This is a genomic window from Atrimonas thermophila (assembly GCF_045864955.1).
Classification (GTDB): Bacteria; Atribacterota; Atribacteria; order Atribacterales; family Thermatribacteraceae; genus Thermatribacter; species Thermatribacter velox.
Genome location: NZ_AP028803.1, coordinates 1,447,204 through 1,469,548, shown reverse-complemented (window position 1 = coordinate 1,469,548; position 22,345 = coordinate 1,447,204). Strand labels below are relative to the sequence as shown.

Annotated in this window: 28 protein-coding genes, 2 tRNA genes and 1 pseudogene; 23 read left to right on the top strand and 8 right to left on the bottom strand. The window is 44.8% G+C overall.

Annotated elements, in window-relative coordinates; genetic code table 11:
• The gene (locus ACKTT1_RS07755; protein WP_369018929.1) at positions 1-291 is read right to left on the bottom strand and encodes a hypothetical protein; all 291 of its coding nucleotides are present in this window, start codon (positions 289-291) and stop codon (positions 1-3) included.
• Between the two features lie 368 nt (positions 292-659).
• Positions 660-735 (bottom strand) — tRNA-Arg (locus ACKTT1_RS07750).
• A gap of 110 nt (positions 736-845) precedes the next feature.
• On the opposite strand from ACKTT1_RS07750, the gene ACKTT1_RS07745 reads away from it, so the two are divergent.
• Together ACKTT1_RS07745 and speD are read left to right on the top strand one after the other, a co-directional pair.
• Positions 846-1,982, top strand: coding sequence for a radical SAM protein (locus tag ACKTT1_RS07745; protein ID WP_412709197.1), 1,137 nt, complete (start codon positions 846-848; stop codon positions 1,980-1,982).
• A 396-nt stretch (positions 1,983-2,378) separates the two neighbouring features.
• Complete coding sequence (speD, locus tag ACKTT1_RS07740; RefSeq protein WP_369018932.1) at positions 2,379-2,825, top strand: adenosylmethionine decarboxylase; 447 nt, start codon at positions 2,379-2,381, stop codon at positions 2,823-2,825.
• A gap of 89 nt (positions 2,826-2,914) precedes the next feature.
• On the opposite strand, the gene ACKTT1_RS07735 is transcribed toward speD, so the two are convergent.
• Positions 2,915-3,256 carry a TraR/DksA family transcriptional regulator gene (locus ACKTT1_RS07735; protein ID WP_412709196.1) on the bottom strand — a complete coding sequence of 114 codons (342 nt, stop codon included), beginning with the start codon at positions 3,254-3,256 and terminating at the stop codon, positions 2,915-2,917.
• 243 nt (positions 3,257-3,499) lie between these two features.
• Between ACKTT1_RS07735 and ACKTT1_RS07730 the strand changes: the two genes are divergently transcribed.
• From ACKTT1_RS07730 to ACKTT1_RS07675, 12 genes and pseudogenes are all read left to right on the top strand, one after another.
• Complete coding sequence (locus ACKTT1_RS07730; protein WP_412709195.1) at positions 3,500-4,030, top strand: ECF transporter S component; 531 nt, start codon at positions 3,500-3,502, stop codon at positions 4,028-4,030.
• Entirely contained in the window at positions 4,003-5,058 is a 1,056-nt protein-coding gene (rlmN, locus tag ACKTT1_RS07725; RefSeq protein ID WP_412709194.1) for a 23S rRNA (adenine(2503)-C(2))-methyltransferase RlmN, read from the top strand. Before ACKTT1_RS07730 ends, rlmN begins: the two co-directional genes overlap by 28 nt.
• Entirely contained in the window at positions 5,055-6,071 is a 1,017-nt protein-coding gene (gene aroF, locus ACKTT1_RS07720; protein ID WP_412709193.1) for a 3-deoxy-7-phosphoheptulonate synthase, read from the top strand. The genes rlmN and aroF overlap by 4 nt, the downstream gene beginning before the upstream one ends.
• Position 6,072: 1 nt before the next feature.
• A complete protein-coding gene (locus ACKTT1_RS07715) occupies positions 6,073-6,585 on the top strand; it encodes a prephenate dehydrogenase/arogenate dehydrogenase family protein (protein ID WP_412709192.1) in 513 nt (170 codons plus the stop codon).
• An 11-nt stretch (positions 6,586-6,596) separates the two neighbouring features.
• A pseudogene (locus ACKTT1_RS07710) lies at positions 6,597-6,908 on the top strand (prephenate dehydrogenase dimerization domain-containing protein); the annotation flags it as partial.
• A 1-nt stretch (position 6,909) separates the two neighbouring features.
• Complete coding sequence (aroC, locus tag ACKTT1_RS07705) at positions 6,910-8,100, top strand: chorismate synthase (protein ID WP_412709191.1); 1,191 nt, start codon at positions 6,910-6,912, stop codon at positions 8,098-8,100.
• Positions 8,101-8,165: 65 nt separating this feature from the next.
• Positions 8,166-9,305, top strand: coding sequence for a DegT/DnrJ/EryC1/StrS family aminotransferase (locus ACKTT1_RS07700; RefSeq protein ID WP_412709190.1), 1,140 nt, complete (start codon positions 8,166-8,168; stop codon positions 9,303-9,305).
• A gap of 2 nt (positions 9,306-9,307) precedes the next feature.
• Positions 9,308-10,255, top strand: a complete 948-nt coding sequence (locus ACKTT1_RS07695; RefSeq protein ID WP_412710571.1) for a Gfo/Idh/MocA family oxidoreductase — start codon at positions 9,308-9,310, stop codon at positions 10,253-10,255.
• A complete protein-coding gene (locus tag ACKTT1_RS07690; protein WP_369018941.1) occupies positions 10,234-11,619 on the top strand; it encodes an NAD(P)/FAD-dependent oxidoreductase in 1,386 nt (461 codons plus the stop codon). Before ACKTT1_RS07695 ends, ACKTT1_RS07690 begins: the two co-directional genes overlap by 22 nt.
• Before the next feature lie 3 nt (positions 11,620-11,622).
• Positions 11,623-12,405 carry a 5'/3'-nucleotidase SurE gene (surE, locus tag ACKTT1_RS07685; RefSeq protein WP_412709189.1) on the top strand — a complete coding sequence of 261 codons (783 nt, stop codon included), beginning with the start codon at positions 11,623-11,625 and terminating at the stop codon, positions 12,403-12,405.
• Positions 12,398-12,685, top strand: coding sequence for an acylphosphatase (locus ACKTT1_RS07680; protein WP_412709188.1), 288 nt, complete (start codon positions 12,398-12,400; stop codon positions 12,683-12,685). Before surE ends, ACKTT1_RS07680 begins: the two co-directional genes overlap by 8 nt.
• The gene (locus ACKTT1_RS07675; protein WP_412709187.1) at positions 12,685-13,353 is read left to right on the top strand and encodes a protein-L-isoaspartate(D-aspartate) O-methyltransferase; all 669 of its coding nucleotides are present in this window, start codon (positions 12,685-12,687) and stop codon (positions 13,351-13,353) included. The genes ACKTT1_RS07680 and ACKTT1_RS07675 overlap by 1 nt, the downstream gene beginning before the upstream one ends.
• On the opposite strand, the gene ACKTT1_RS07670 is transcribed toward ACKTT1_RS07675, so the two are convergent.
• Positions 13,344-14,753, bottom strand: a complete 1,410-nt coding sequence (locus tag ACKTT1_RS07670) for a sodium:solute symporter family protein (RefSeq protein WP_412709186.1) — start codon at positions 14,751-14,753, stop codon at positions 13,344-13,346. The genes ACKTT1_RS07675 and ACKTT1_RS07670 overlap by 10 nt on opposite strands.
• A gap of 233 nt (positions 14,754-14,986) precedes the next feature.
• Between ACKTT1_RS07670 and ACKTT1_RS07665 the strand changes: the two genes are divergently transcribed.
• The 4 genes from ACKTT1_RS07665 to ACKTT1_RS07650 all read left to right on the top strand — a co-directional run bounded on the left by ACKTT1_RS07665 (position 14,987) and on the right by ACKTT1_RS07650 (position 17,205).
• On the top strand, positions 14,987-15,502 hold the full coding sequence (locus ACKTT1_RS07665) for a cysteine hydrolase family protein (RefSeq protein WP_412709185.1): 516 nt from the start codon (positions 14,987-14,989) through the stop codon (positions 15,500-15,502).
• 2 nt (positions 15,503-15,504) lie between these two features.
• Positions 15,505-16,398, top strand: coding sequence for a glutamate formimidoyltransferase (gene ftcD / locus ACKTT1_RS07660; protein ID WP_412709184.1), 894 nt, complete (start codon positions 15,505-15,507; stop codon positions 16,396-16,398).
• Between the two features lie 103 nt (positions 16,399-16,501).
• Complete coding sequence (locus ACKTT1_RS07655) at positions 16,502-16,990, top strand: Hsp20/alpha crystallin family protein (protein ID WP_412709183.1); 489 nt, start codon at positions 16,502-16,504, stop codon at positions 16,988-16,990.
• A 137-nt stretch (positions 16,991-17,127) separates the two neighbouring features.
• Positions 17,128-17,205: transfer RNA gene (locus ACKTT1_RS07650), tRNA-Pro, on the top strand.
• Between the two features lie 74 nt (positions 17,206-17,279).
• Here ACKTT1_RS07650 and ACKTT1_RS07645 read toward each other — a convergent pair.
• The 4 genes from ACKTT1_RS07645 to ACKTT1_RS07630 are packed head-to-tail and all read right to left on the bottom strand — an operon-like array spanning position 17,280 to position 20,427.
• A complete protein-coding gene (locus ACKTT1_RS07645; protein WP_412709182.1) occupies positions 17,280-18,428 on the bottom strand; it encodes a tyrosine-type recombinase/integrase in 1,149 nt (382 codons plus the stop codon).
• 33 nt (positions 18,429-18,461) lie between these two features.
• Complete coding sequence (locus tag ACKTT1_RS07640) at positions 18,462-19,520, bottom strand: MBL fold metallo-hydrolase (protein ID WP_412709181.1); 1,059 nt, start codon at positions 19,518-19,520, stop codon at positions 18,462-18,464.
• Positions 19,517-19,735: a DUF3006 domain-containing protein gene (locus tag ACKTT1_RS07635; protein WP_412710570.1), complete on the bottom strand. Its 219-nt coding sequence runs from the start codon at positions 19,733-19,735 to the stop codon at positions 19,517-19,519. Before ACKTT1_RS07635 ends, ACKTT1_RS07640 begins: the two co-directional genes overlap by 4 nt.
• Positions 19,736-19,749: 14 nt before the next feature.
• The gene (locus ACKTT1_RS07630; protein WP_412709180.1) at positions 19,750-20,427 is read right to left on the bottom strand and encodes a LexA family protein; all 678 of its coding nucleotides are present in this window, start codon (positions 20,425-20,427) and stop codon (positions 19,750-19,752) included.
• A gap of 386 nt (positions 20,428-20,813) precedes the next feature.
• On the opposite strand from ACKTT1_RS07630, the gene ACKTT1_RS07625 reads away from it, so the two are divergent.
• From ACKTT1_RS07625 to ACKTT1_RS07605, 5 genes are read left to right on the top strand one after another with little or no spacing between them, the layout of a single operon-like run.
• On the top strand, positions 20,814-20,999 hold the full coding sequence (locus ACKTT1_RS07625) for a hypothetical protein (RefSeq protein ID WP_412709179.1): 186 nt from the start codon (positions 20,814-20,816) through the stop codon (positions 20,997-20,999).
• 14 nt (positions 21,000-21,013) lie between these two features.
• Positions 21,014-21,289 carry a hypothetical protein gene (locus ACKTT1_RS07620; RefSeq protein ID WP_412709178.1) on the top strand — a complete coding sequence of 92 codons (276 nt, stop codon included), beginning with the start codon at positions 21,014-21,016 and terminating at the stop codon, positions 21,287-21,289.
• The gene (locus tag ACKTT1_RS07615; protein ID WP_412709177.1) at positions 21,286-21,453 is read left to right on the top strand and encodes a hypothetical protein; all 168 of its coding nucleotides are present in this window, start codon (positions 21,286-21,288) and stop codon (positions 21,451-21,453) included. Before ACKTT1_RS07620 ends, ACKTT1_RS07615 begins: the two co-directional genes overlap by 4 nt.
• A 3-nt stretch (positions 21,454-21,456) precedes the next feature.
• Positions 21,457-21,600: a hypothetical protein gene (locus ACKTT1_RS07610; RefSeq protein ID WP_412709176.1), complete on the top strand. Its 144-nt coding sequence runs from the start codon at positions 21,457-21,459 to the stop codon at positions 21,598-21,600.
• On the top strand, positions 21,572-22,330 hold the full coding sequence (locus ACKTT1_RS07605) for a hypothetical protein (RefSeq protein WP_412709175.1): 759 nt from the start codon (positions 21,572-21,574) through the stop codon (positions 22,328-22,330). Before ACKTT1_RS07610 ends, ACKTT1_RS07605 begins: the two co-directional genes overlap by 29 nt.
• The last annotated feature ends 15 nt before the right edge of the window (positions 22,331-22,345 follow it).

The following is a 22,345-nucleotide window of genomic DNA, read 5'->3' as shown; positions in this document are numbered from 1 at the left end:
TTAAGGTTTTTGTTTCTCACCTTCTGGGGATTGATCTATTTCGAGGAGTTGCCATCCTGCGTAACCTTCTTTTTGACCACTGACTTTTCTACCAACGAGCGTTATTTTTGTAGAAAAGGGATGGGTTTTCAGGGTTAGAAAGGCTCTAACCAGGTTAGCTATGGTTGCTTCTTGAAAGACCAGTTCTATTCCATTGCTCAGGACTATTGTGGTGCGGATGTGTTTGTGGTTTTCAGGTATTTCCACAATAATTTTTTGGACGTCTTCGTTGCGGAATATTTGTGTTGGCATTGTTCTTTTACCTTTTTAATCATTTTAGGATTGACTAAAGATATTTTACCGGAAAAACAAGCTCTTCATAGCGAGCTCGTCGAAGTTTTAGGAGATGGAGAGAAATGCTTTGTACCATTTTGACAGAATTATTGACCCAATTCAGTGTATACTGGGAGAGCGAACCTTGATCAGATGCCTTTTGCTTGAATCCAGTTTTCCATCTTTGCTGATGCCCGGGTCCTTGGGGGAATGGTTACCAGGAGATATATTTCAAAGAACCAGGCCTATGAAATAGGAAAAAGGATTCTCTGGGATAACCCCCTGGAATTCTTTGGGGCAAGAGTGAGAGCATAAGAAATTTAAGGAAATATTACAGCTTAGTCTTCTGGTGCGCCCAGAGGGAGTCGAACCCTCAACCTGCGGTTTAGGAGACCGCCGCTCTATCCTTTGAGCTACGGGCGCACCTCGATTTAATTTTATATAGCTTAATTTGTGCTGTCAAATTTGTTTGTGAAGGTGAGTTATAATTTGAATGGACTCAATTTGCGTGCCGAAATACGGGGTGGTGTTTTTTGGATCTGGATGGCAAAGTCAGGTTGCTTGCAGATAGCGCACGCTTTGATCTTTGTGGCTCTTGCTTTGGACAGCCTTCACGAAAGAGCAATCCACAGGGAGGGTGGATTTATCCGGTATCTCTCCCTGATGGAAGGGTAGTTAAAGTTCTCAAAATTTTACTTTCCAATGATTGTGTGCATGATTGTTTTTATTGCGCAAATCGTGCTGGTTCGCCATTTCGCAGGACTTCGTTGAAAGCAGAAGAGCTGGTTGCGTTGTTTCTCCGTTTGTGGCAGAAAGGTCTGGTTAAGGGCCTTTTCCTCAGTTCTGCGGTTTCCCGGGACCCCACCTGGACGATGAACGAAATGTTGAAAACTGTCGAGATGCTCCGTAAAAAGTTTCATTTTAAGGGGTATATTCACTTAAAAATTTTGCCTGAAGCCACGCGAGATTACATAGAGGAAGCGGTGTGCCTTGCTACTCGAGTGTCAGTGAACCTTGAGGCTCCCAATCCTAATTACTTGTCTGCAATAGCTCCTCAGAAGAGTTTTTCCAGGATTATGGGCCTTTTTTCACTGCTTTCTGATTTGCGAAGAAAGGGCTTGTGTGCTCCAGCTGGGATTACCACACAGTTTGTAGTCGGGGGAAGCACAGAAAAAGATAGAGAGATTTTGGGCACGGCTTTTTTGCTCTATAGAAAATTCTGCCTGGCCAGAGTTTATTACAGTGCGTTTCAACCTGTTTGGGGGACTCCTTTCTCCGGCAGACCAGCAGTTAGCTCCTGGCGAGAAGTGCGCCTGTATCAAGTAGATTATCTTTTGCGAAGATATCAGTTTTCTCTGGATGAAATTTACTTTTCTGAAGACGGCAATCTTCCCCTGGATCAGGACCCCAAAACTCTCTGGGCTTTAAGGCATCCAGAGTTTTTCCCGGTTGAGGTTAATAAAGCTTCTTTTGGTGATTTACTTAAAGTACCTGGCATAGGTCCGCTTTCTGCAAGGCGAATTGTCGAAGCCAGAAAAAAAGGGAAAATTGCGGATATTTCCTCTTTAAAAAAAATGGGAATCCGTGTTAAAAAAGCTTTGCCGTTTTTATTGATTGATGGTAAAAAGCCTTGTGATTCTGGGAGGAAGCAGCTATTTCTTTTTTGTTAAGCTAAATTATTCTTATATTTCTTGACAAGTTTTTGAAAAGATTTATAATTAGCTTTGCTTGTTTTGTTTATTCAGGAGGTGAAATGGGGATTCGACTTTAGCACCAAAGAGGTGTGATAGTCGCCCTCTCCCTATTGTTAAGGGAGAAGTGCCTCTCTAAAAACTAAATTTCGGGTTAAACCCCCGAAAGGAGGCACGGCATTTTGAAAAGGTTACGCCAGGCGATAAAACTTGTTTTACGGATATAGACAAAATGGTCACAACCTATTTTTCGAAAAATAGGTTGTGACCATTTTTATTGTAAAATTAATTATCTGTTCTTACTAAACAAGAACAGATAATTTTTTGTTTTTTTTGAAATTTTTCTCAAAAATTGACGGGAAGGGAGGGATAGCCATGAAGAAAATCCTGGAAGTGGGTACTCATCTGGTGATTGACGGGTACAGCGAAGACCCCGAGCTCCTTGGTAATGTGGAGCTGGTGCGTAGGTTTTTGGATGAGTGCCCAGACAGGATGAACATGACCAAAGTTCTTCCACCTTATGTTTTCAGGTATGGAGAAGAAGGAGAAAAAGCAGGCATATCTGGAATAGTGATTATAGCAGAAAGCCATATTAGCATTCACACTTTCCCGAAGCAGCGCTACCTAAACGTGGATGTATTTTCTTGCAAGCCTTTTGATATTGAAGAAGCAAAACGTTACATCGTTGATTATTTCAAAATTTCCGATTACCAGCATCAGGTTCTGGACCGAGGAGTGGAGTATCCCAAGAACCTTGGTTTTGGAATGCCCTTGGTGCTTGAGGAAAGGTTGGGTGTTCTCGAGAAAATGGTACACACTTGACTCACTTCTTTTGCTTAGGTAGGGCAATGCCTTGAAAAGGAAAGGCATTGCCCTTTTTTATTTTCGCTCGCACTTCAGCTATCTCTCTTTTAACTGCTTTTTTGGCACTCCATGCACAGAGTAGCGTAGGGCAAAGCTTCGAGGCGTGCTTTGTTAATGGGGCGTCGACATTGCTCACAAATACCGTAAGTGCCTTTCTCAATCTTTCTAAGAGCTCTTTCTACCAATTGCAAAATGTTTTGTAAACTCTCCAGAGAACTAACTTCGATTTCCATGTCCAAGGTGCCCTGTCCAAAATCTCCTTCATCTCGAGATTCTTTGAGGGGGTTGTTGGTTTTGGCAAAGTTTTGTTCCCTTTCAACCGCGCTCAGCAGGTGCTCTCGCAGTTTTATCAGCTTGATTTTAAGCTGTTCGACATCTTTTTTATTCAATTTAACCATTCCCTTCTCTTTTTACTCGCTTTCTTTTAAATTCTATATCAATTTCATGCATTATGGTAGGAAGCGCAGTTTTTTTACTTTTGTAAAGGGTCACCGCTTATTTTTTCGAAAAAATCAGAAAGAAAATTAGAACCCCGTAGGGAATTTCTATCTGGTAATGCCTTGCTGAATAAAGCTCGTATTTTAAAATGGCGACGCTTGTTGTAAAATATCTAAAAAAGTCGTGTCCTTCCTATGATTCGAAAGGAAACTTTGTTGCTTGCGGTAAGTGCACTGGGTGTAGTCGTGGTTTTCTTAGCCACTCTTTTACATGTACCTCTCGCTTCACACCGTTTTGGTTTTCATCTTGGTGAAGCAGTGATTTTTCTTGTGTCTGCTATTCTGGGGCCTTTCGTGGGTGCGATTACTGCTTCGCTGGGTTCGGTACTTGCTGATCTGCAAATGGGGTATTTGATATGGGTTCCTTTTACTCTTTTGGTAAAAGCTGGTGAAGGGTACATTATTGGAGAACTGGTAGCTCGTAGGGAAAGACTTGATTGGTATGCTTTCTTTTGGGGAGCGTTGGTAATGGTAGGGGGTTATGGATTGAGTGCTCTCATTCTCTTTGGCTGGCCAGCTTTACTGGTGGAGGTTCCGGTTGATATATTGCAGTGTCTTTCTGGGTTTTTGATTGCTTGTTTTATTTATAAAGTTTTATGTTTGCGATTTCCCGGACTCATTCTTTTACGGAGGCGAGAATGGAAGCCAAAAGAACCGCCATCATGAATTTTACACTCAAAGACCTCGCTGCTCTTCTTGAAGATTGGGGGGAACCTACCTACAGAGCCCAACAGATATTTGAGTGGGTTTATCAGAAGAGAGCTGATTCTTTCGAAACAATGACCAATCTTCCCCAAGATTTGCGTAAGAAGTTGGCCCAGGAATTTGTTGTGAATTCTCTGCACGTTGTAGAAACCGTTAGTTCGAGCGATGGAAGCCGTAAATTTTTGATAGCTTTAACTGACGGTATGAGCGTTGAAACTGTTGCCATTCCTCACCGGGATAGATTAACGGTTTGCGTATCTTCTCAAGTAGGATGTCCAGTAGGCTGTCCCTTTTGTGCGACGGGACAGGTAGGCTTTAAAAGAAATCTGGAGCCTTCGGAGATTGTAGGGCAGGTTTGGTTAGTTGCGAAACAACTTGATAGAAGAGTTGATAACTTGGTTTTCATGGGCATGGGTGAACCACTGCTGAACTATGACAACCTTTGTCAGGCTTTGCTCACTTTGAACGCTCCCTGGGGGATGGGCATAGGAGCGAGACGTATCACTATTTCTACAGTAGGAGTTCCTCCTGCTATTTTGAAGCTTGCCGAAGATTGGCCCGAATTGCGTTTGGCAGTTTCTTTGCAGTCCCCTTTTCCAGAGGTTCGAGACTATCTGGTACCATTGAATCGAGTTTACTCCTTGAGATCTCTACTGGATGCTCTTAAGATTTACATCACACGCGTACGTCATCGGGTGACTATCGAATATACTCTTTGGGAGGGCGTAAACGACCGTATTAAAGATGCTTATGAACTGGTCAAACTTTTGAGAGGGCTCAACGTTTTTGTGAACCTCATTCCTGGCAATCGGGTAGATGGATTGCCTTTTTTACCGCCATCACCCGCCAGAGTTAAAAAGTTTTATAATATTTTAAAAGAGAATGGCATGGAAGTTTCGATAAGGCTTTCTCGTGGGCAGGACATAGAAGCTGCCTGTGGCAATCTATACAGGATTCATGGGTTAGAAAGGGGTTTAGGGAGACCATGATTATTGTTTTGCGTAGTGGCGCAAGCGAACAGGAGATTGAAGAAGTAGCACGCCGACTCAGGATAATGGGTTTTGGGGTGCACATATCTCGGGGAGTTGAACGTACCATTATTGGCGCTATAGGTGATGAGCGCAAGGCAAACATTGAGGAAAAAATTGGAGTTTTGCCTTTTGTAGAAAAAGTTGTTCCTATTCTTACGCCCTATAAGCTTTCCAGTAGAGAATTCAGAGGTCAAGACACGGTTATAGAGGTTGGGGGCGTAAGAATCGGTGGCGGTAAAATAGCCATTATGGCTGGTCCCTGTGCTGTAGAATCCGAGGAACAGATTATGTATACTGCCCAAAAAGTCAAAGAGGCAGGTGGACATATCCTGCGAGGAGGAGCTTTCAAGCCGCGTACTTCTCCTTATAGCTTTCAGGGATTAGGGAAAGAAGGCTTGAAACTTTTGGCCAAGGCGCGCGAAGAAACGGGTCTTCCTGTTGTTACCGAGGCTCTGGGTATAGAAGAACTCGAATTGGTGGCGGAGTACGCAGATATTATTCAAATCGGTGCTCGCAACATGCAAAATTTCAGGCTGCTCGAGGCTGTAGGTAAGCTTAGGAAACCAGTGCTTCTTAAAAGAGGAATGATGAGCACCATTGAGGAACTTCTCATGTCTGCGGAATATATTTTGGCTCAGGGTAATTATCAGGTGATTCTGTGTGAACGAGGCATAAGGACTTTTGAGCCGTCTACCCGCAATACTCTTGATTTAAGCAGTGTACCTATCATTAAGAAGCAGAGTCATCTTCCGGTGGTTGTTGATCCCAGTCATGGAACAGGCAGGAGCGACCTGGTGATACCAATGAGTCTTGCTGCTATCGTTGCTGGGGCTGATGGCTTGCTGGTGGAAGTTCACCCCAATCCCATAGAGGCACTCTCTGACGGCCCACAATCCATCACTCCTGAAATGTTTGCTGAGCTTGTGGACCACCTGCGCAGAATCCTACCCGTCCTGGGGAAGGAGCTTTGAAATGGCTGTTTCAGTGGGGATTGTTGGCTTGGGTTTAATGGGGGCTTCTCTGGCCTGGGATTTCCTGAAATGGCCCCGCTGCAGTTTTGTGAAGGGTTTTGATATTAACTATTCCGTCCTTGAGAAAGCGAAACGAAAAGGGCTTATTCACTACCAGGCTTCGTCGGCTGCTGAAGCGGCTGAAGATGTGGACCTGGTTTTTATAGCAACTCCTGTGCGGAGCGTGCCAGGCATTTTTTTTGAAATACGAGAGGTCCTCTCCAGAGAAACGCTGGTTTTAGACATGGGAAGTACTCGAGGCTGGATCTATAAGCAGATAAAACCTTTTCTGGAAAATTACCTTTATGCCGGCTTCCATCCTATGGCGGGTAGCGAAAAGGGAGGATTTGATGAGGCCAGAGCCGGTCTTTTTAAGGGAGCACCGGTTCTAATAACCCCCTTTTCCCCACTGGGGGAGAAAGTTGTTCTGATTGACGAAATAGTGAACTTTCTGGGTGGCAAGGTTTTTTTTTAACTCCTGAGGAACATGATACAGTGTGTTGCTTGGTGAGCCATCTGCCACATTTTATCGCAAACGCATACCTCTGGAGTATCCTTAGAGAGAAAAAGAAAGTGTATCCTTTTGCAGGACCTTATTTTAGAGATTTTATTCGGGTTGCGGGTTCCAATCCAGAAGTGTGGGCAGATATCTTTTGGACGAATCGTGAGGAAATACTTGAAAGAATCTGGAAATTTGAAGAGTGTCTTATGGAGTTACGTGAAATCCTTGAAAGTGAAGATACTCAGAGACTTCTAAAATTTTTGAAAACCTTGGAAGATGGACGGAAGGAGCTTTGAAATGCTTCAGTATGTCACTGCAGGAGAGTCCCATGGCAAAGGTATAGTGGTAGTAATTCGTGGCTTTCCCTCCAATATGGAGGTAGATCTGAATTTTATAAATGAAGAGCTGGCGCGCAGGCAAAGAGGTTTTGGTTCTGGCCCTCGCATGGATATGGAGAAAGATCGTGTGGAGATTTTGAGCGGGATTCGTTTTTGCAAGACTATAGGCAGTCCAATTGCGATTCTGGTTGAAAACAAAGATTACCAGAATTGGCTTGACGTCATGACTCCCGAAGGATCGCCCCCTCCAGATTATAATCCAGTAACCATACCCAGGCCGGGTCATGCCGACCTGGCTGGTTTGATTAAGTATCGATTTAAGGATATTCGTAACGTCATTGAACGAGCCAGTGCTCGAGAGACTGTAGGTAGAGTTGTTGCCGGCGCTTTTGCTAAAATTTTTCTCAGATATTTTGGAGTTTCAGTAGGGGGGTTTGTGGAATCAATAGGTGGTGTGCGTGCAGAAGGCGATTTGACATTTTTGGAAAAAGTTGCGCGGGCTTCTCATTCTTTGCTTCGTACTTTTGATAAGAAGCAAGAAGAGAAAATGATTAGTTTAATTGAAAAAGCAAAAGAAGAGGGAGATACGCTGGGGGGCACTTTTGTGGTTGGTGCCAGCGGGCTTGTTCCAGGCTTGGGTAGTTATACAGAGGCTGAACTCAGGTTAGATTCCCAGATTGCTGGTGCCTTAATGAGTATTCCTGGCATCAAGGGAGTAGAAATCGGAGAAGGCTTTCTTTCTGCACAAAAAAGAGGTAGTGAAGTTCATGACGCTATATTTTATGATTCCCTTCGAGAGGGATTTCCTTTTGTGCGCAGGAGTTGTTATTCGGGCGGGCTGGAAGGTGGAGTAACTTGGGGAGATTTCTTATGGGCACGCTGTGCCATGAAGCCGATACCAACTCTGAGAAAGGGATTGCCAAGTGTCGATTTGTCAACGCTCGAAGAAGTTCCAGCTCGTTTTGAACGTTCAGATGTTTGTGCTGTTCCAAGGGCGCTGGTCGTTGCAGAGTCCGTATTAGCCTTTGTTTTGGCTCAAAACTACTACCGAAAATTCGGTGGTGATGCCATTGAAGAAACCCTCGAGGCCTATCGAAATTACCAACAGTACATTTCAAATTTTGCTGGTAGACAAAAAGGGCGGGGTTGACTATTGTATTAGGGAACTAAAATTTAAAGAACGGGTTAAATAATTTTGGTGTTGAGGAAGGTTTGATGATGAGAATACCAATTTGTAAACCAGATATAGGAAAAGAAGAGCAGGAAGCTGTCCAAAAAGTTCTTGCTTCCGGGCATCTGGCTCAAGGAGAAGAAGTTGCGGCTTTCGAAAGCGAGTTTGCAGAATATCTGGGAGTATCTCATGCTGTGGCTACTGTGAATGGTACGGCTGCTTTGTTTGTTGCCTTGAAGGCTCTGGGGGTTTCAAAGGGCACAAAAGTGGTGACCACTCCCTTTACATTTGTGGCTACAGCCAGTGCCATTCTTCAGTGTGGTGGCGTACCTGTTTTTTGTGATGTTGATGAAAAAACGTTTAATATTGACCCTACTCGACTGGAAGATATACTTAAGCAAGATTCGGATGTACGGGGGATTGTTGTAGTGCATCTTTTTGGTTTGCCGTGTGCTGTTGAAGAAGTCGGATTTCTGGCCAGAAAATACGGTGTTTTCCTGGTTGAGGATTGCGCCCAGGCTCATGGGGCTCTTTATTGTGGGAAGAAAGTGGGTGGTTTTGGAGAGGCCGGTGTTTTCAGTTTTTATCCTACTAAAAACATGACTGCCGGCGAAGGTGGTATGATTGTTACCAATTCCGAAGAACTTGCCAGGACGTGCAGAATGCTCATCAATCACGGAAGCAAGAAGCGGTATATTCATGAGATGCTTGGCTATAATTTCAGGTTGACTGACATAGGAGCAGCCATTGGTAGGGTGCAGCTACGGAAGCTGGATAAAAACAATCAGAGACGACGCGAGAATGCCCGTTTTTATGACCGGCATCTTTCCGATACACCTGGGATAGAAACCCCTTTTGTTCCCGAAGGGTATTTTCATGTATATCACCAGTATACTTTAAGGGTCAAAGAAAAACGGAATGGTTTGCGCGATTTTCTAATTGCTCAAGGCATTGGCTGTGAAGTTTATTATCCTCTTCCTCTCCATCAGCAACCTTTTTTGCAAAAGATTGGAAAAGCCTACCATCTTCCAGTGGCAGAGAAGCTATGTGAAGAAGTGCTTTCAATCCCAGTACATCCGCTCCTCAGTGAGGAAGAGCGATGGGAGGTTGTTGAGTCAATTCGTAATTTCCTGGTAGGTAACGAGAATAATTTTGCTGAGCTGGTAAAGGAGGAAAATTTTTGAAAGTGGTCAGGGTAGGCGTGGTTGGTGTTGGCTATCTTGGCCAGCACCATGCGCGGGTTTATTCAGAGCTTCCTGGAGTAGAGTTAGTGGGCGTTGTTGATATTGATCGTGCAAGAGCTCAGGAAGTCGCTCGACGTTATTTTACTCGTGCTTTTTATGATTATCGCGATCTTTTTGGTCTCGTAGATGCTGTAAGCATAGTAGTACCTACAGTTTTGCATAGGAGCATTGCTGGTCATTTTATCGAGGCAGGCATCAATATTCTTATTGAGAAGCCGGTTACTACCACCCTCGAAGAGGCCAAAGAGCTTATGGAAATGGCCAACGCCAAGAAGGTGGTTTTGCAGGTTGGCCATATTGAACGTTTTAACTCTGCTGTTATGGAACTTGTTAAACTCATCACCCAACCTATTTTTATTGAATGTGCTCGCATGGGTCCCTATCCGAATCGCAACACCGATGTTGGCGTCGTGCTGGATCTCATGATCCATGATATTGATATAGTTATGAGCATTGTTAGTGGTAAAGTGGTGGAGATAAGGGCTTTTGGTTATCCAGTTTTCTCTTCACAGGAGGATATTGCCAGTGCCCAGATTCTTTTTGATAATGGCTGTATTGTTAACCTTACCGCTAGTCGGGTGACCCGTAAAAAAATCAGACGTATGGAAATAACCCAGATTGATTCTTTCATATCCATCGATTACCTCGAGCAGGAACTGGCTGTTTATAAAAAAGCTTCTTCGGGTTTTCCTCAACTGATTGAAAAACCCATTATGCAGAAGGGCGAGCCGCTCCGATTAGAACTGGAACATTTTATTCGTTGTGTGCGCAATGGGGAGCGTCCCCTGGTTGGTCTTGAGGAGGGCAAGAACGCCCTTGAAGTTGCTTTGAGTATTTTAGAAGAAATCAAAAAATCGGGTGGGCAAAAATGGAAAAAGGCTATGATGTAGTTATTGTAGGTGCTGGACCTGCAGGCATATTTACCGCGCTTGAGCTTTCCGAGCGTGGCAAACTAAAGGTGTTGCTTGTCGACCGGGGAAAGGAAATTGAAAAGAGGGTTTGCCCTGCTCGTTTAAACAGCGGGATATGCCAGAAATGTTCACCCTGTTCATTACTGTGTGGGTGGGGTGGAGCTGGAGCCTTTAGCGATGGCAAGTTGACTTTTTCGGATCAGGTTGGTGGGCAACTAAATTCTTATCTTGATGCGGCTTTTTTCAGAGAAGTTGTCAATTATGTTGACTCAATCTACCAACGTTTTGGCGGAACTTCGAAGGTTTACGGTGATGACCAAGATAAGGTTGAAGAACTCCGTCGCAGGGCTGAGATGGCTGAGTTGATTCTGGTACCTTCTCGGGTAAGGCATCTGGGTACTGACCGTTGTAGAGAGATTTTGAAGAATATGCAGGAATATCTGCGTGGGAAGGTAGATATTCTCAGTGGTATGCCAGCTGAAGAGATACTTGCCAGCAATGGCAGAGTGAGAGGTATTAAACTTCAAAATGGTGAAGAAATAAAAAGTCAGTTTGTGGTAGTGGCTCCAGGAAGAGTGGGTGCTGATTGGTTGCGCAGGGAATGCATCAAGCTGGGTATTAAGCTTGAAAACAACCCTGTGGATTTGGGAGTACGCTTTGAGGTGCCTGCTTCGGTCATGGAAAGTTACACCCGCATTATGTATGAGTTGAAGCTGGTTTATTATTCACGAACCTTTGATGACAAGGTACGCACTTTTTGTATGTGTCCTTATGGAGAAGTAGTTACTGAATATAACGACGGTATCATCACGGTGAACGGACACAGCTATGAAAACAGAAAAACTCAAAACACGAATTTTGCTATTCTGGTAAGTACGAATTTTACTGCTCCTTTTCACGAGCCCATCGCCTATGGAAGGTATGTTGCTCAACTCGCTAACATAGTAAGTGGCGGAGTCATTATTCAGCGTTTGCGTGACCTTCAGATGGGCAGACGCTCTACAGAAGATCGCATACGCAAGTCAATGGTGAACCCTACACTTCGTGGTGCGAGCCCCGGCGACCTTAGCTTTGTATTGCCGTATCGCTTTCTTCAAGATATCCTCGAAATGATTTACGCAATGGATAAATTCATCCCAGGCATTAATTCCCCCCATAACTTGCTTTATGGGGTAGAAGTTAAGTTTTACTCTTCTCGAGTGAAGCTTAACCGGCATTTAGAAAGTGATATTGAAAACCTCTTTCTGGTTGGTGATGGTGCTGGTATAACCAGAGGACTGGTTCAGGCTTCTGCTTCTGGAGTGGTGGTGGCCAGGGAAATAGCAAGTAGATTAGGGGGATAGCTGATGTCCAGGCGACGGATTTTAATCACTAATGACGATGGATACCAGAGCGAAGGTATAGAAGCGTTGATTCGGGCTTTTTCCAGAATTGCAGAGGTCATAGTAGTGGCACCACTTAGCGAACGTTCCTGTTCCAGTCATAGCATAACCGCTCATAAACCTCTCCGCGCCAAAGAAGTTGAAATTGCTGGTGTTAGAGGGTTTGCCATCGATGGCACGCCTGTTGATGCAGTTATACTTGGTTTAAACGTTTTTTGTAACGATGGTGTTGATTTCTTGGTTTCGGGTATTAATCGGGGACCCAATCTTGGTTTTGATGTTTTTTACTCGGGTACGGTTGCAGCAGCTCTGGAAGGTGCTATTTCAGGTATCCCTTCTCTGGCTGTTTCACTTGCAATTTCTTCCTGGAACAATTATGAGCTGGCTGCACATTTTGCGGTAAAGATTTGGGAAGATTTTTCAGAGATACTGGAGCGCGAGAGAGATTTGGTACTCAACGTTAATGTTCCTGACCTTCCTGATTTATCTTCGGTCAGAGGTGTTGCTGTTACAGAGTTGGGAGATCGTTTCTACTTTACAGTGGTCAAGGAAAGAAGCGCTTCTGAGCCAGGATGGAAAGAGTTTGTTTTCGAGGAAGATAAAAAGGAGCGCACTTTGCAACGAAATACGGACTTTTTCGCTGTTTATCATTCTTGGGTTTCGGTTACTCCCTTACGTCCTTATTTGACAGACTATAGGCTCTGCGAGGAACTTGCCAGCAGGGTTGGTGTGGTTGGAGATGAATAAAGCAAAGACGGTTCAAGGGCGGCTGGTACTGAAAGGACGAGTTCAGGGCGTTGGTTATCGGTATTTTGTTTTGAGAAAAGCTGGTGATTTTGACGTGGTGGGTTTTGTGCGTAATCTCCCCGATGGAAGCGTCGAGGTCGTTGCTGAAGGAGCAGAGCCGGAAGTAAAAAGATTTTTTGAAGAGGTGAAAAAAGGACCAGCCAGTGCTTACGTGAGGGAAGCCCGGGAAGAGTGGCTACCCCCCACCGGGGCTTACTGGGATTTCAGGGTTCGTTATTAATGAACGTGTGGGATACTCCTTTGACTCTTGAGCAACGTGAACGAATGGTGGTCGAGCAGCTTGTAGCGCGAGGTATAAAGAATGAGCGCGTGCTGGAAGCATTTAAGAAAGTTCCTCGTCATCTTTTTGTTCCTGAAGAATATATATCTGTAGCGTATCAGGATTCTCCCTTGCCTATTGGAGAGGGGCAAACCATTTCTCAACCCTATATCGTGGCGTTGATGGTAGAATTGCTGGAGATTTCTCCGTCCGATAAAGTGCTGGAAATTGGCACGGGTTCTGGATATCAAACCGCGATTCTTGCTGAACTTGCCGCTTTGGTAGTTAGTGTGGAGAGGATACCTGCTCTTACTCAACGAGCTCTACGAGTTCTTCGTAGACTTGGGTATGAGAATGTTCATTTTGTGATTGGGGATGGGAGCAAAGGTGTTCCAGAACTTGCTCCTTATGATAAGATAATCATCAGTGCCTGTTCGGACAAAATATATCCCGCTTGGGTTGAAGAACTGCGTGAAGGAGGATATATAGTTTTACCCCTGGGAAAGAGCTACGCTTCTCAGGAGCTGGTCAGGGCTTCTAAAGGAAAAGATGGAACTCTGCAGCTCGAGTATTTTGGGGGTTGCGTTTTTGTTCCCTTGATTGAAGACAAGGATGCTCCTCATGCATAACCTTCTTTGGTATTCAAAGCCCAAAAAACGATTGCTGAGACTATCAACGTCCATACCCCAGGCCACATTCCAAGAGGTCTCAGGCCGGTTATTTGCAGAATAGAAGAAGTACTGGCTCCAGAAAGTATACTGAAGAAAGCAGCCTGCCATCTTTTCCTCTTTCCGTAAAAGGCTCCTATGGTTGCAGGTACCGAGGCAATCAACCCTGCCGAAGAGGCTACTGAAAGCAGTGCTATAAGGTTAATTCTTTGTATCGCAAATAGAAAAGTAAAAAGGCATAAAATGGGTATAAAACTTCTGGTTATTATGAGCTGGCCTTTTTCGGGCAGGTTATGCCTTTTCAAAATATCCCTGACGAACATTGAGGAGAGAGTCAGGAAAATTGAATCAATAGTTGAGATTGCTGCAGAAAATATACCCACGGTTACCAGAAGGCTTATCCAGGGTGAGATGTTAAGACGGGACAATATAGCTGGTGTGGCCAGATCTGGATTTTCAAGCTGTGGGAAAAGGCAGCGGGCTGAAAAGCCTATCAAAATAGTGATTAGCGTATAGATGAAACCGTATATTGAAAAGCCAAGAATCATTTGACGAAGTTGTTTCAGTCCTTGAGGGACAAAGAGTCTTTGTGATACCTGGGGATTGGATATGGAAAAGAAAAACCAGGGTAGAGAAAGCCCCAGAAAGGTTTGAAAGGAAAAAAAGCCGTTTCCTGGCACTGATAGCCATTGGGGATAATCAATAACCAGTTTGTTCATCATTGCCCCAAAGCCCCCAAGATATTTGTACACAACGATTAAAACCAGTATTACCGAGCTTGAAAGCATTATCATAGCTTGAAGGGAATCTGTGGTGGCTACTGAACGAAGGCCAGCAATTTCTGTCCAGAGAAAGGCAAGTAAGGTTGCAATGACGAGTCCAGCTGCAAAGCTTATTTCGCCTCCGGAGAGCATTTCCAGTAAATACCCAATACCCATTAATTGCGAGGCCGCGTAGGGTATGAGAAATATCATTGAAGTGAAGGCAAAAATGATTCCCGCCAGCGGATGATTATATTTTAAAGAAAGCAACTCCGCAGGAGTTATGCATCCACTTTCTTTGCTGAACTTTAAAAACTTTGGTCCGAATATTACAGCAAGTATCAATCCTGAGAGGTAGATTAACTCAAAACCCAGAGCTCCTACCCCGGCGCGATAAGTTAACCCGGCGAGACCCAGCATCATAAAGGCACTGTAGGTAGTGGCACTGTAAGAAAGGGTATTAACCAGTGGAGAAATCTTGCGACTACCGAGAAAGTAGTCAAAGAGGCTTCTGCTTTTTCCTCGAGAGGAGAGGATAGCAATCAGTGTGCCCCAAAATATGTAAATACCCAGAACCAGAATCAGGAGTTCAGTTTTCATCCGTCCATCGGTCGGTTATGCTTTTAAGCAGTATTATGCAGAAAATAGCGAAAATTATCCAGAAGACGAAGGCACCATATATGTGGTGAACGCGGGAAAGAAAAAGATAAGGAACCAAATACGCTAAAAATATCAGTGTAAAATATAGAAAATACAAGACTCGGTACATGGTATTTCGATTGTATTAAGTTGAAAGACAAAAGTCAACGAGCAGCTAAGGGGGTGTTTCCTTAATGAGAGCTTTGCTGGTGATTGATATGCTTAATGATTTTGTGCATCCCCAGGGTGTGCTTTACGTAGGAGAGCAGGTTAGGGGAGTTATCGACTTTTGCAAAAAGCTGGTTGAGCGGAGGAGGAGCGAAGGTAACCCATTGTTCTTCATATGCGATACGCATCGCAAAGACGATCCCGAGTTTGCAATGTTCCCACCTCATTGTATCGAGGGCGAATGGGGCAACCGAGTTTTGGAGGAGCTTCAACCCCAAAAAGATGATTACGTAATACCCAAAAGGCGTTTCAACGCCTTTTTTGGTACTCCCTTGGACATGTTTTTGAGAGAAATTAAAGCTGAAGAATTGGAAGTGGTGGGAGTGTGTACCAACATCTGTGTTCTGTATACTGTGGCTTCGGCCAGGATGCTGGGATATCGAGTTACCGTTTACGAGCAAGGAGTAACCTCCTTCGATCTGGATGCTCATCGTTTCGCACTCAAAGAAATGCATAACACTCTTGGAGCGGAGGTGGTTTGAACTTGCGCCAGGTAATTCAGAGCGCAGTGAATGTAAGTACATCGTCTGAAGACGTGATACGGGAGATGGTTTCGAATATTACTTGTGCGGAAGGGATAAAGCTTGCTGATTATTCGTTTGATGTTGACCATAACCGGTCTGTGCTCACGCTCCTTGGAGAAGGAAAAGCACTTCAAGAAGCCATTTTAAAGATTTACGAAGTGGCCTTTTACCATATCAACATTAAAGAGCATCACGGCGAGCATCCTCGTATTGGTGCGGTTGATGTTGTTCCTTTTACTCCGTGGAAGGATTCTACGATGCAAGAGTGTTGTTTCTTAGCCTGGGAGCTTGGCAAAAAGGTTTTTGAAAGGTTTGAGGTACCAGTATATTTTTATGGAGAAGCAGCCCGTGTACCCTGGCATAAAGATCTTTCTTTCTTGAGAAGAGGGGGATGGGAACGCTTGGAAAAGGCTATAAAAGAAGACCCCAGGTTATTGCCTGACATCGGGTCTCCAAGGTTGCACCCTACTATGGGGGCAACGGTAATAGGGGCGAGGGGGCCACTGGTTGCTTTCAATGTTAACCTGGACTGTAAAGAGATCAACGTGGCTAGGGCTATTGCCAGCCGTATCAGAAAGGAAATGGGTGGGCTGGGTTTTGTGAAGGCGATTGGAGTAAATCTTCGCTCAAGAGGTATGGTACAGGTTTCCTGTAATATTCTTGATTATCGCAAGAACCCGATATATCAGGTTTTTGAAATGATACAGCTTGAAGCACAGAAATACGGTGTTTCTGTCAAAGAAACGGAGATTATAGGCCTGGTACCCCTTGAGGCTATAGTTGGTACTTTTTCGTATTATCTGAAGCAACCCACTTTTTCAATGCAACAGGTTCTGGAGAATCATTTGACCTAAAATTTTTTTGACCTTTTTTGACTAAGCTATTGACATTTTGACCTTTACTGATTATAATAAAGGCGAACTTAAGGAAAAGAAAATGTGAAAGGAGGGATGGGTGATGGCCAGAAGAAGTGTTCCTGCTCGGAGAGAAGACCGGGTTTGGAGCCCAATAAGGAGGCTTTGGGATCTTTTCGATCTGCGCAGTGACCTGGACGAGATTTTCGATGAATTAATGGAAGCGCCGTTTATAACCAGACCTCTGTGGAGTGCTGGTTTCCCAGCTGTGGATATAGCAGAAACTGAGAACGAGGTTGTGGTTAAAGCCGAAATACCAGGCATTGATCCCAAAAACGTTGAGGTAAATGTTACCGAAGATTCAGTAGAAATAAAAGGCGAAGTTAAGGACGAGTGGGAAGAAAAGGACGTTGGCTATTGTCGCAAAGAACGCTATTATGGCACCTTTGAAAGAAGCATTGCTCTTCCTGCTAAGGTGAAACAGGATGAAGTAAAGGCCAGTTACAAAGATGGAATACTGACCATTTCCTTACCCAAAGTTGAACCCAGCAAGCCCAAAGCAAGAAAAGTGGAAATTGAAGTGGAGAAATAAAAAATAGCTTTACTCGTCGCCTCCAGGTGGGTGTTGTGCCTGCTTGGAGGCTATTTTTTTTATAGTTATAAAAATAATATGTTATTCTGGGTATGTTTATTGCAGAGTGTTTTTGGGTGTGTTATATTTAATTCCGTCGGGGCGTAGCGCAGCCTGGTTAGCGCGCTTGACTCGGGTTCAAGAGGTCGGCCGTTCAAATCGGCTCGCCCCGACCAGTTTTTTCAAGGCTTCCAGCTATTTCCCCCTGACAGCAAACAGCCTTTTGACAGCAATTTGACAGCAATTGAGGTTAGTCCTGCGGATAAACTTTCTTCAGGGCTTGTTCAAGCTTTTTGACTGCTTGTTCTTTTAGCCCCGGCATAACTTTGGAATAGGTGTCCAGAGTGATGGTTACCGAGGAATGCCCCAATAATTCCTGGACTATCTTTGGATGTTCTCCAGAGGATAAGAGCATGGTAGCACAGGTGTGCCTTAGAGAGTGAATGGTAACATCCTGAGGCAACCCTGCTTCACGCAAGATGTTTTTGAGCGTACGCAGGAAGTTGCGCGGGTTTATCGGGGTATGGATTTCAGAGGGAAAAACCAGGTCGGTTTCTGGCCAACCGGAGCCCAGCTTCATTCTTTCTTCTAACCACTTCTTTCTCCACTTCTTAAGCTCTATAAGCGCTATATCTGGCAGGGGTACGCTTCTCTGGCTATGTTTGGTCTTCGGTTCTTGGAAAAAGGTCTTGCTGTTCACATAAACCAAGTTTCGCTTAATAGTGATTGCTCCTTTTTCAAAATCAACGTCTTCCCACTTAAGCCCCAAAAGCTCTCCCCTTCGCAATCCGGTCACAAGGAGCAACAAGAAAGCAGGATAAAGGCGATGCTTCTTCGCTGCGGAGAGGAATTTCCCAATCTCTTCTTGGCTAAGCACACGAATTTCTTTCTGTTCGTAGCGAGGTAGGGTAACTGCCTCTGCCACGTTGCGATAGACATAACCAAGCTTCAAGGCCTGCTTTAAGGAAGAATTAATTATTACATGCAGTATGCGAATTGAGCGGGTAAGCCCCTTTTTGCTCATTTCTAAATACAATCTCTGCAGATGCTCAGGGCGAAGCTTGCTCAGTTGTATAGAAGCCAGGCGAGGTGGAAGGTGTTTTTTTAAGATTGTTCTGTAAAGCTCATAAGTAGTTGGCCTCACTTGCTGCTTCTTGTAAAGCTCGAGGTAAGACCATATCCACTCACCGAATGTTTGGTCGTTTTTAACAGAGAGCAACCCGACTTGTTGGTCTCTTAATGCTTTGGTGAGTTTCTCAACAACTTCCTGACGGGTCTTGCCGTAGAAGTACTTGCGAATGGGCTTTCCTTGAAAATCATAGCCCAGGAACAAAGCACCGCACCAGCGCCCGTCCTTGCGCTTGTAGATGGAACCTTCACGATTTCCTCTACGTTTCATGGTTCATCCAGGCGTATTTCTTACATCTTATCTTCACGGTTTACACACCTTACAAGGTCTCCGCCCACTGGCAACAGCTTCTTCCCGAGTAGAGAAGTAGATCTTATTCTCGGGCTTTATTTTTTGTGCATAGGAGCACCAGGGGTAGTGGAAAACACTGGAATTCTTTGAAGCCACATACTGATAAGTCGCAGTCTCCGTAGCCGTAGTTGGTATATCCGAGGAAGGACCTACGTCGCTTTCAGCCACAACGGCTTCTTCAGGTGGCCCCCTGGGTTCACCCCGTTCCGGAATGACCTCGTAGGTTTTTCCATCAGTTTTGACCAGGATTGTGCCGTTCAGGTCAGTCCGGTATACCGCTATGCCCATACTCTGCAGTGCTTGCAATGTTTCTGCATGAGGATGCCCGTACTTGTTTCCACGTCCGCAGGAAATCACGGCCACTTCGGGAGTTGTAGCCTTGAGAAAGGCAATGGTAGTTCCCGTTGAAGATCCGTGGTGAGGTATCTTCAGAATGTCTACATCGAGTTTATCCTTTGCAACCCTAATAAGCTCTTCTTCTCGTTCTCTTTCAATATCGCCCGTAAACAAGCAAGAAAATTCGAGGAAATCAAGACGGACAACGGCAGAATCGTTATTGAGGTCTCCAAAATGCCCTGGAGGAAGGACAGTTAGCAACATCGGCCCAAGCTTTATCCTTCTTCCCGTCGCTTGGTAGTACTTTATGTTGTTCCGCTTGACGGCTTGGAGAACTCTCTCATAGGTCCGGGTTGTGTGAAGCACCCCCGGATCCATGTAAGCCCGGGGCTTGTAGATGTCAATGACCTTATCCATCCCGGTTATGTGGTCAGCGTGCGGATGAGAAACAATGACCAGGTCAATATGCGTTACTCCCAGTGAGCTTAAGTGATTAAGAATAGTGCCTTCGCTTGGCCCTGAGTCTATAAGAACAACTTCCCCGGTCGATGTAACGATGAGGCTTGCATCTCCCTGGCCAACGTCGAGAAAATAAACTCTCAGTGTTTCTGCAAAAGCGGAAGCAGAGCAGAGGAGGAAGAAAAACAGTAAGCCAAGAAACAAATATTTTCTCACAGTTCAATATCCCCCCCTTCATCCCGAAGCTTCAGATCGTCGAGGAGGTTTTTCATCTTCTCCCGGCGTTCTCTCGTTGCCTCTTCATCTACGGCAATATCAAATCGCAGGACATCACCTTCCCGGGCTTTGGGAGGCAATAGAGAGCGTGGAAAGTTGAATATCGTTCCATCTGGGGCCTCAAGCACTGCCCAGGAGCCTTCGAAGCGGTCAATAATTAATATCGCCGCTAATCACCCTCCTTGGGAGCAAAAATGTCACCCGCAGAGATCCGATTAGGATCCCCTTTTACCGCCACCACTCTGCCGATTATCCGGTACTCGTCTTTTTTCCTGTCCAGGACGATCGGTTCATAAGCAGGGTTGGCTGGCTGAAGAATGATGTGATCTCCCCTATAAAGGACGGTCCTTGCACAAACGCCGTGGTTAATCCAAACAATGCCGATGTCCCCATGCCTCACTTCCAAATCGGGTGAAAAGATGACCAGGTATCCGTCAGCAATCCCACGCAATATCATAGAATTGCCCTTGGCTCTTACTGCATAGTACTGGAGATTGGGGTTAGTGGTGATAACATCAGCGGCTATTTCTATCTCGTCCTCGATGTAGGTATCTATATACTCTCTTGGCGTTCCACAGGGTATTTCGGCACTGAGAACCTTTACCTTTATGGTGTTGGGGTTTGATTCGACAACGTATCCAAGGAGGCTGTAGAGCTTGACAATATTAACACCGAGTTCTTTAGCAAGTAGGGGTATCATTTCCCTTGGTGGTTTGTTTTTCCCTCTAATCCAATGTGAAACAGCAGCGTGGCTTACGCCCAGTCTTTCCCCGAATTCACGTAGCGTGTATCCTTTTTCTTGCAGTTTTTTCTTAAGAAATTGCCCAAAGGTATTGCTCGTACTCATACTTACATTTTAGCCAATTTTTAAACAAAAAGTTACAAATTTGAAAATTTTTTCTGGAATAGTCTTGACTTCTTGGTAACGTAAGGTTACAATTATTGTCGTGGTGGTAAGAATGAATTTAAAAATCAAAAGAGAGAGTTTCGAAAAGTACCTACAACTAAGAAGAGTCAGAGTACCACAGATAGCTAAAGAACTCGGTTATACTCCACAATACATCTACATGATCCTTAACCATAAAAAGCCAGCAAGCTCATCATTTGTAGCTAAACTCTTAGCTCTTTCTTGCTTGCCGTTTGAATATTTTTTTACCCTTGATGTTACGCAAAATTACCAAACAGAACATAAATGTAATTCCACATATAAAAACCAGAAGGAGGGGGTCAAACATGGGGAGAAAGCTCAAGGAGGAAAACTGGATCGCGGAAGAAATCATGGAACTGCAAGCGAAATTGCTCGACCGCAGATCGCCGGCAGCAGTGTACGTAATGAAAAAAACTCCGCAACGTGCAACTGGAGATCAACAAAAGGTATCGGAAAAATCGGCAGGAATTGAAAATCCTGCCGCTGTTTGAAGGAGGGAGAAGCAGTGACCATTCAGGGGCACGACAAATACGTTGAGTGGCAGAAACAGGAAGAAGTCAAGGCCTTTTGGATTAACGAGATTTTCTACCCACAGTATCACGACGAATACGTTGGAGCATCCAAAAATGGCAAATTTTACAGGATCTTGGCTTTCCATCCAGCTACTTACGAAATCGAGGAGATCCCGGAAAAGGAAGCGAGAACAACGATAAGAGGGCTTGCACTCAGGTGTGTTGAAGACGAGTTCAATGTCTTTTTGAAGGAGGGAGTAGAGGTATGAAGTGGTGGAAAGTCCCGCTGTTTCCGTTCGGGATGGCCTTGTTGGTCATCCTGCTTTTCCTTCGGTGGTTAGGAAACGAATGGAGAGGCTATAGAAACCGTTTCCCGCCGAGGTGGGAAGTGATTGGGCTAATGGCCGATAAGGGGTTTTTCAGGGAAGTGTGAACGATGAGAAAAAACAAGGTTGTTTTGAAAGAAAAGAAGGAGAGAGAAAACCAAAAGGCTCGTGATGCACTCTTGGCCTATCTGAGAAGCCTGGCGAGGGACGAGAGGAGGAACCGCGATGAGCGAACAGCAAGATGTGTACATTGAGGAAAGGCGTTCAAGTGTGGTCCCCACGATGCAAATCTCAATGCAGGACATGAAATTTGCGGTCATGGAAATGCAGCGTGTTGTTGATGAACTCTTTGTGGAAGGGGAACACTATGGCGTCATCGTGTCAGGGCAAAAGCCGACGCTGTACAAGGCTGGTGCAGAGTTTCTCCTTAACCTATACGGGTTCGGTGTAAGGTTTGAAAAGGTTAAGGAAGTCGAGGATTGGGATAAGCCATTCTTTTACTATGAGTATAAAGCAATTGTGTATTCCAAGAAACACGGCTGGGTAGAGGCTGAATGCTACGGTTCAGCAAACTCGAGAGAGAAGAAGTTTGCCTACGACAGGAAGGGCAACCCACAACCCCCTGAGTACATCCACTCGATTGTCAACACAATTCAAAAAATTGCCCAAAAGAGAGCTATGGTTGGGGCAACCCTTATTGCATGCCGTGCATCAGCGCTATTCACCCAGGATCTTGAAGACATTGAAATAGACGTTGGCGTTGATGCTCCTCGGGAACAGCAGCAACAACAAAGACGCACAGCACAAAACGGGAAGAAAATTACAGAAGCGCAAGTAAGGCTCATTTACGCGAAGGCTGGAGATAAGAAAATCGGCAACGAAACTCTGCACAGGATGATTAAAGAACTCACCGATAAGGACAGCGTGCAGGATCTCACGCGTCAGGAAGTCGACACTGTCCTTGATGCTATTGACCAAATGTGAGCATCCCCTCCTTCG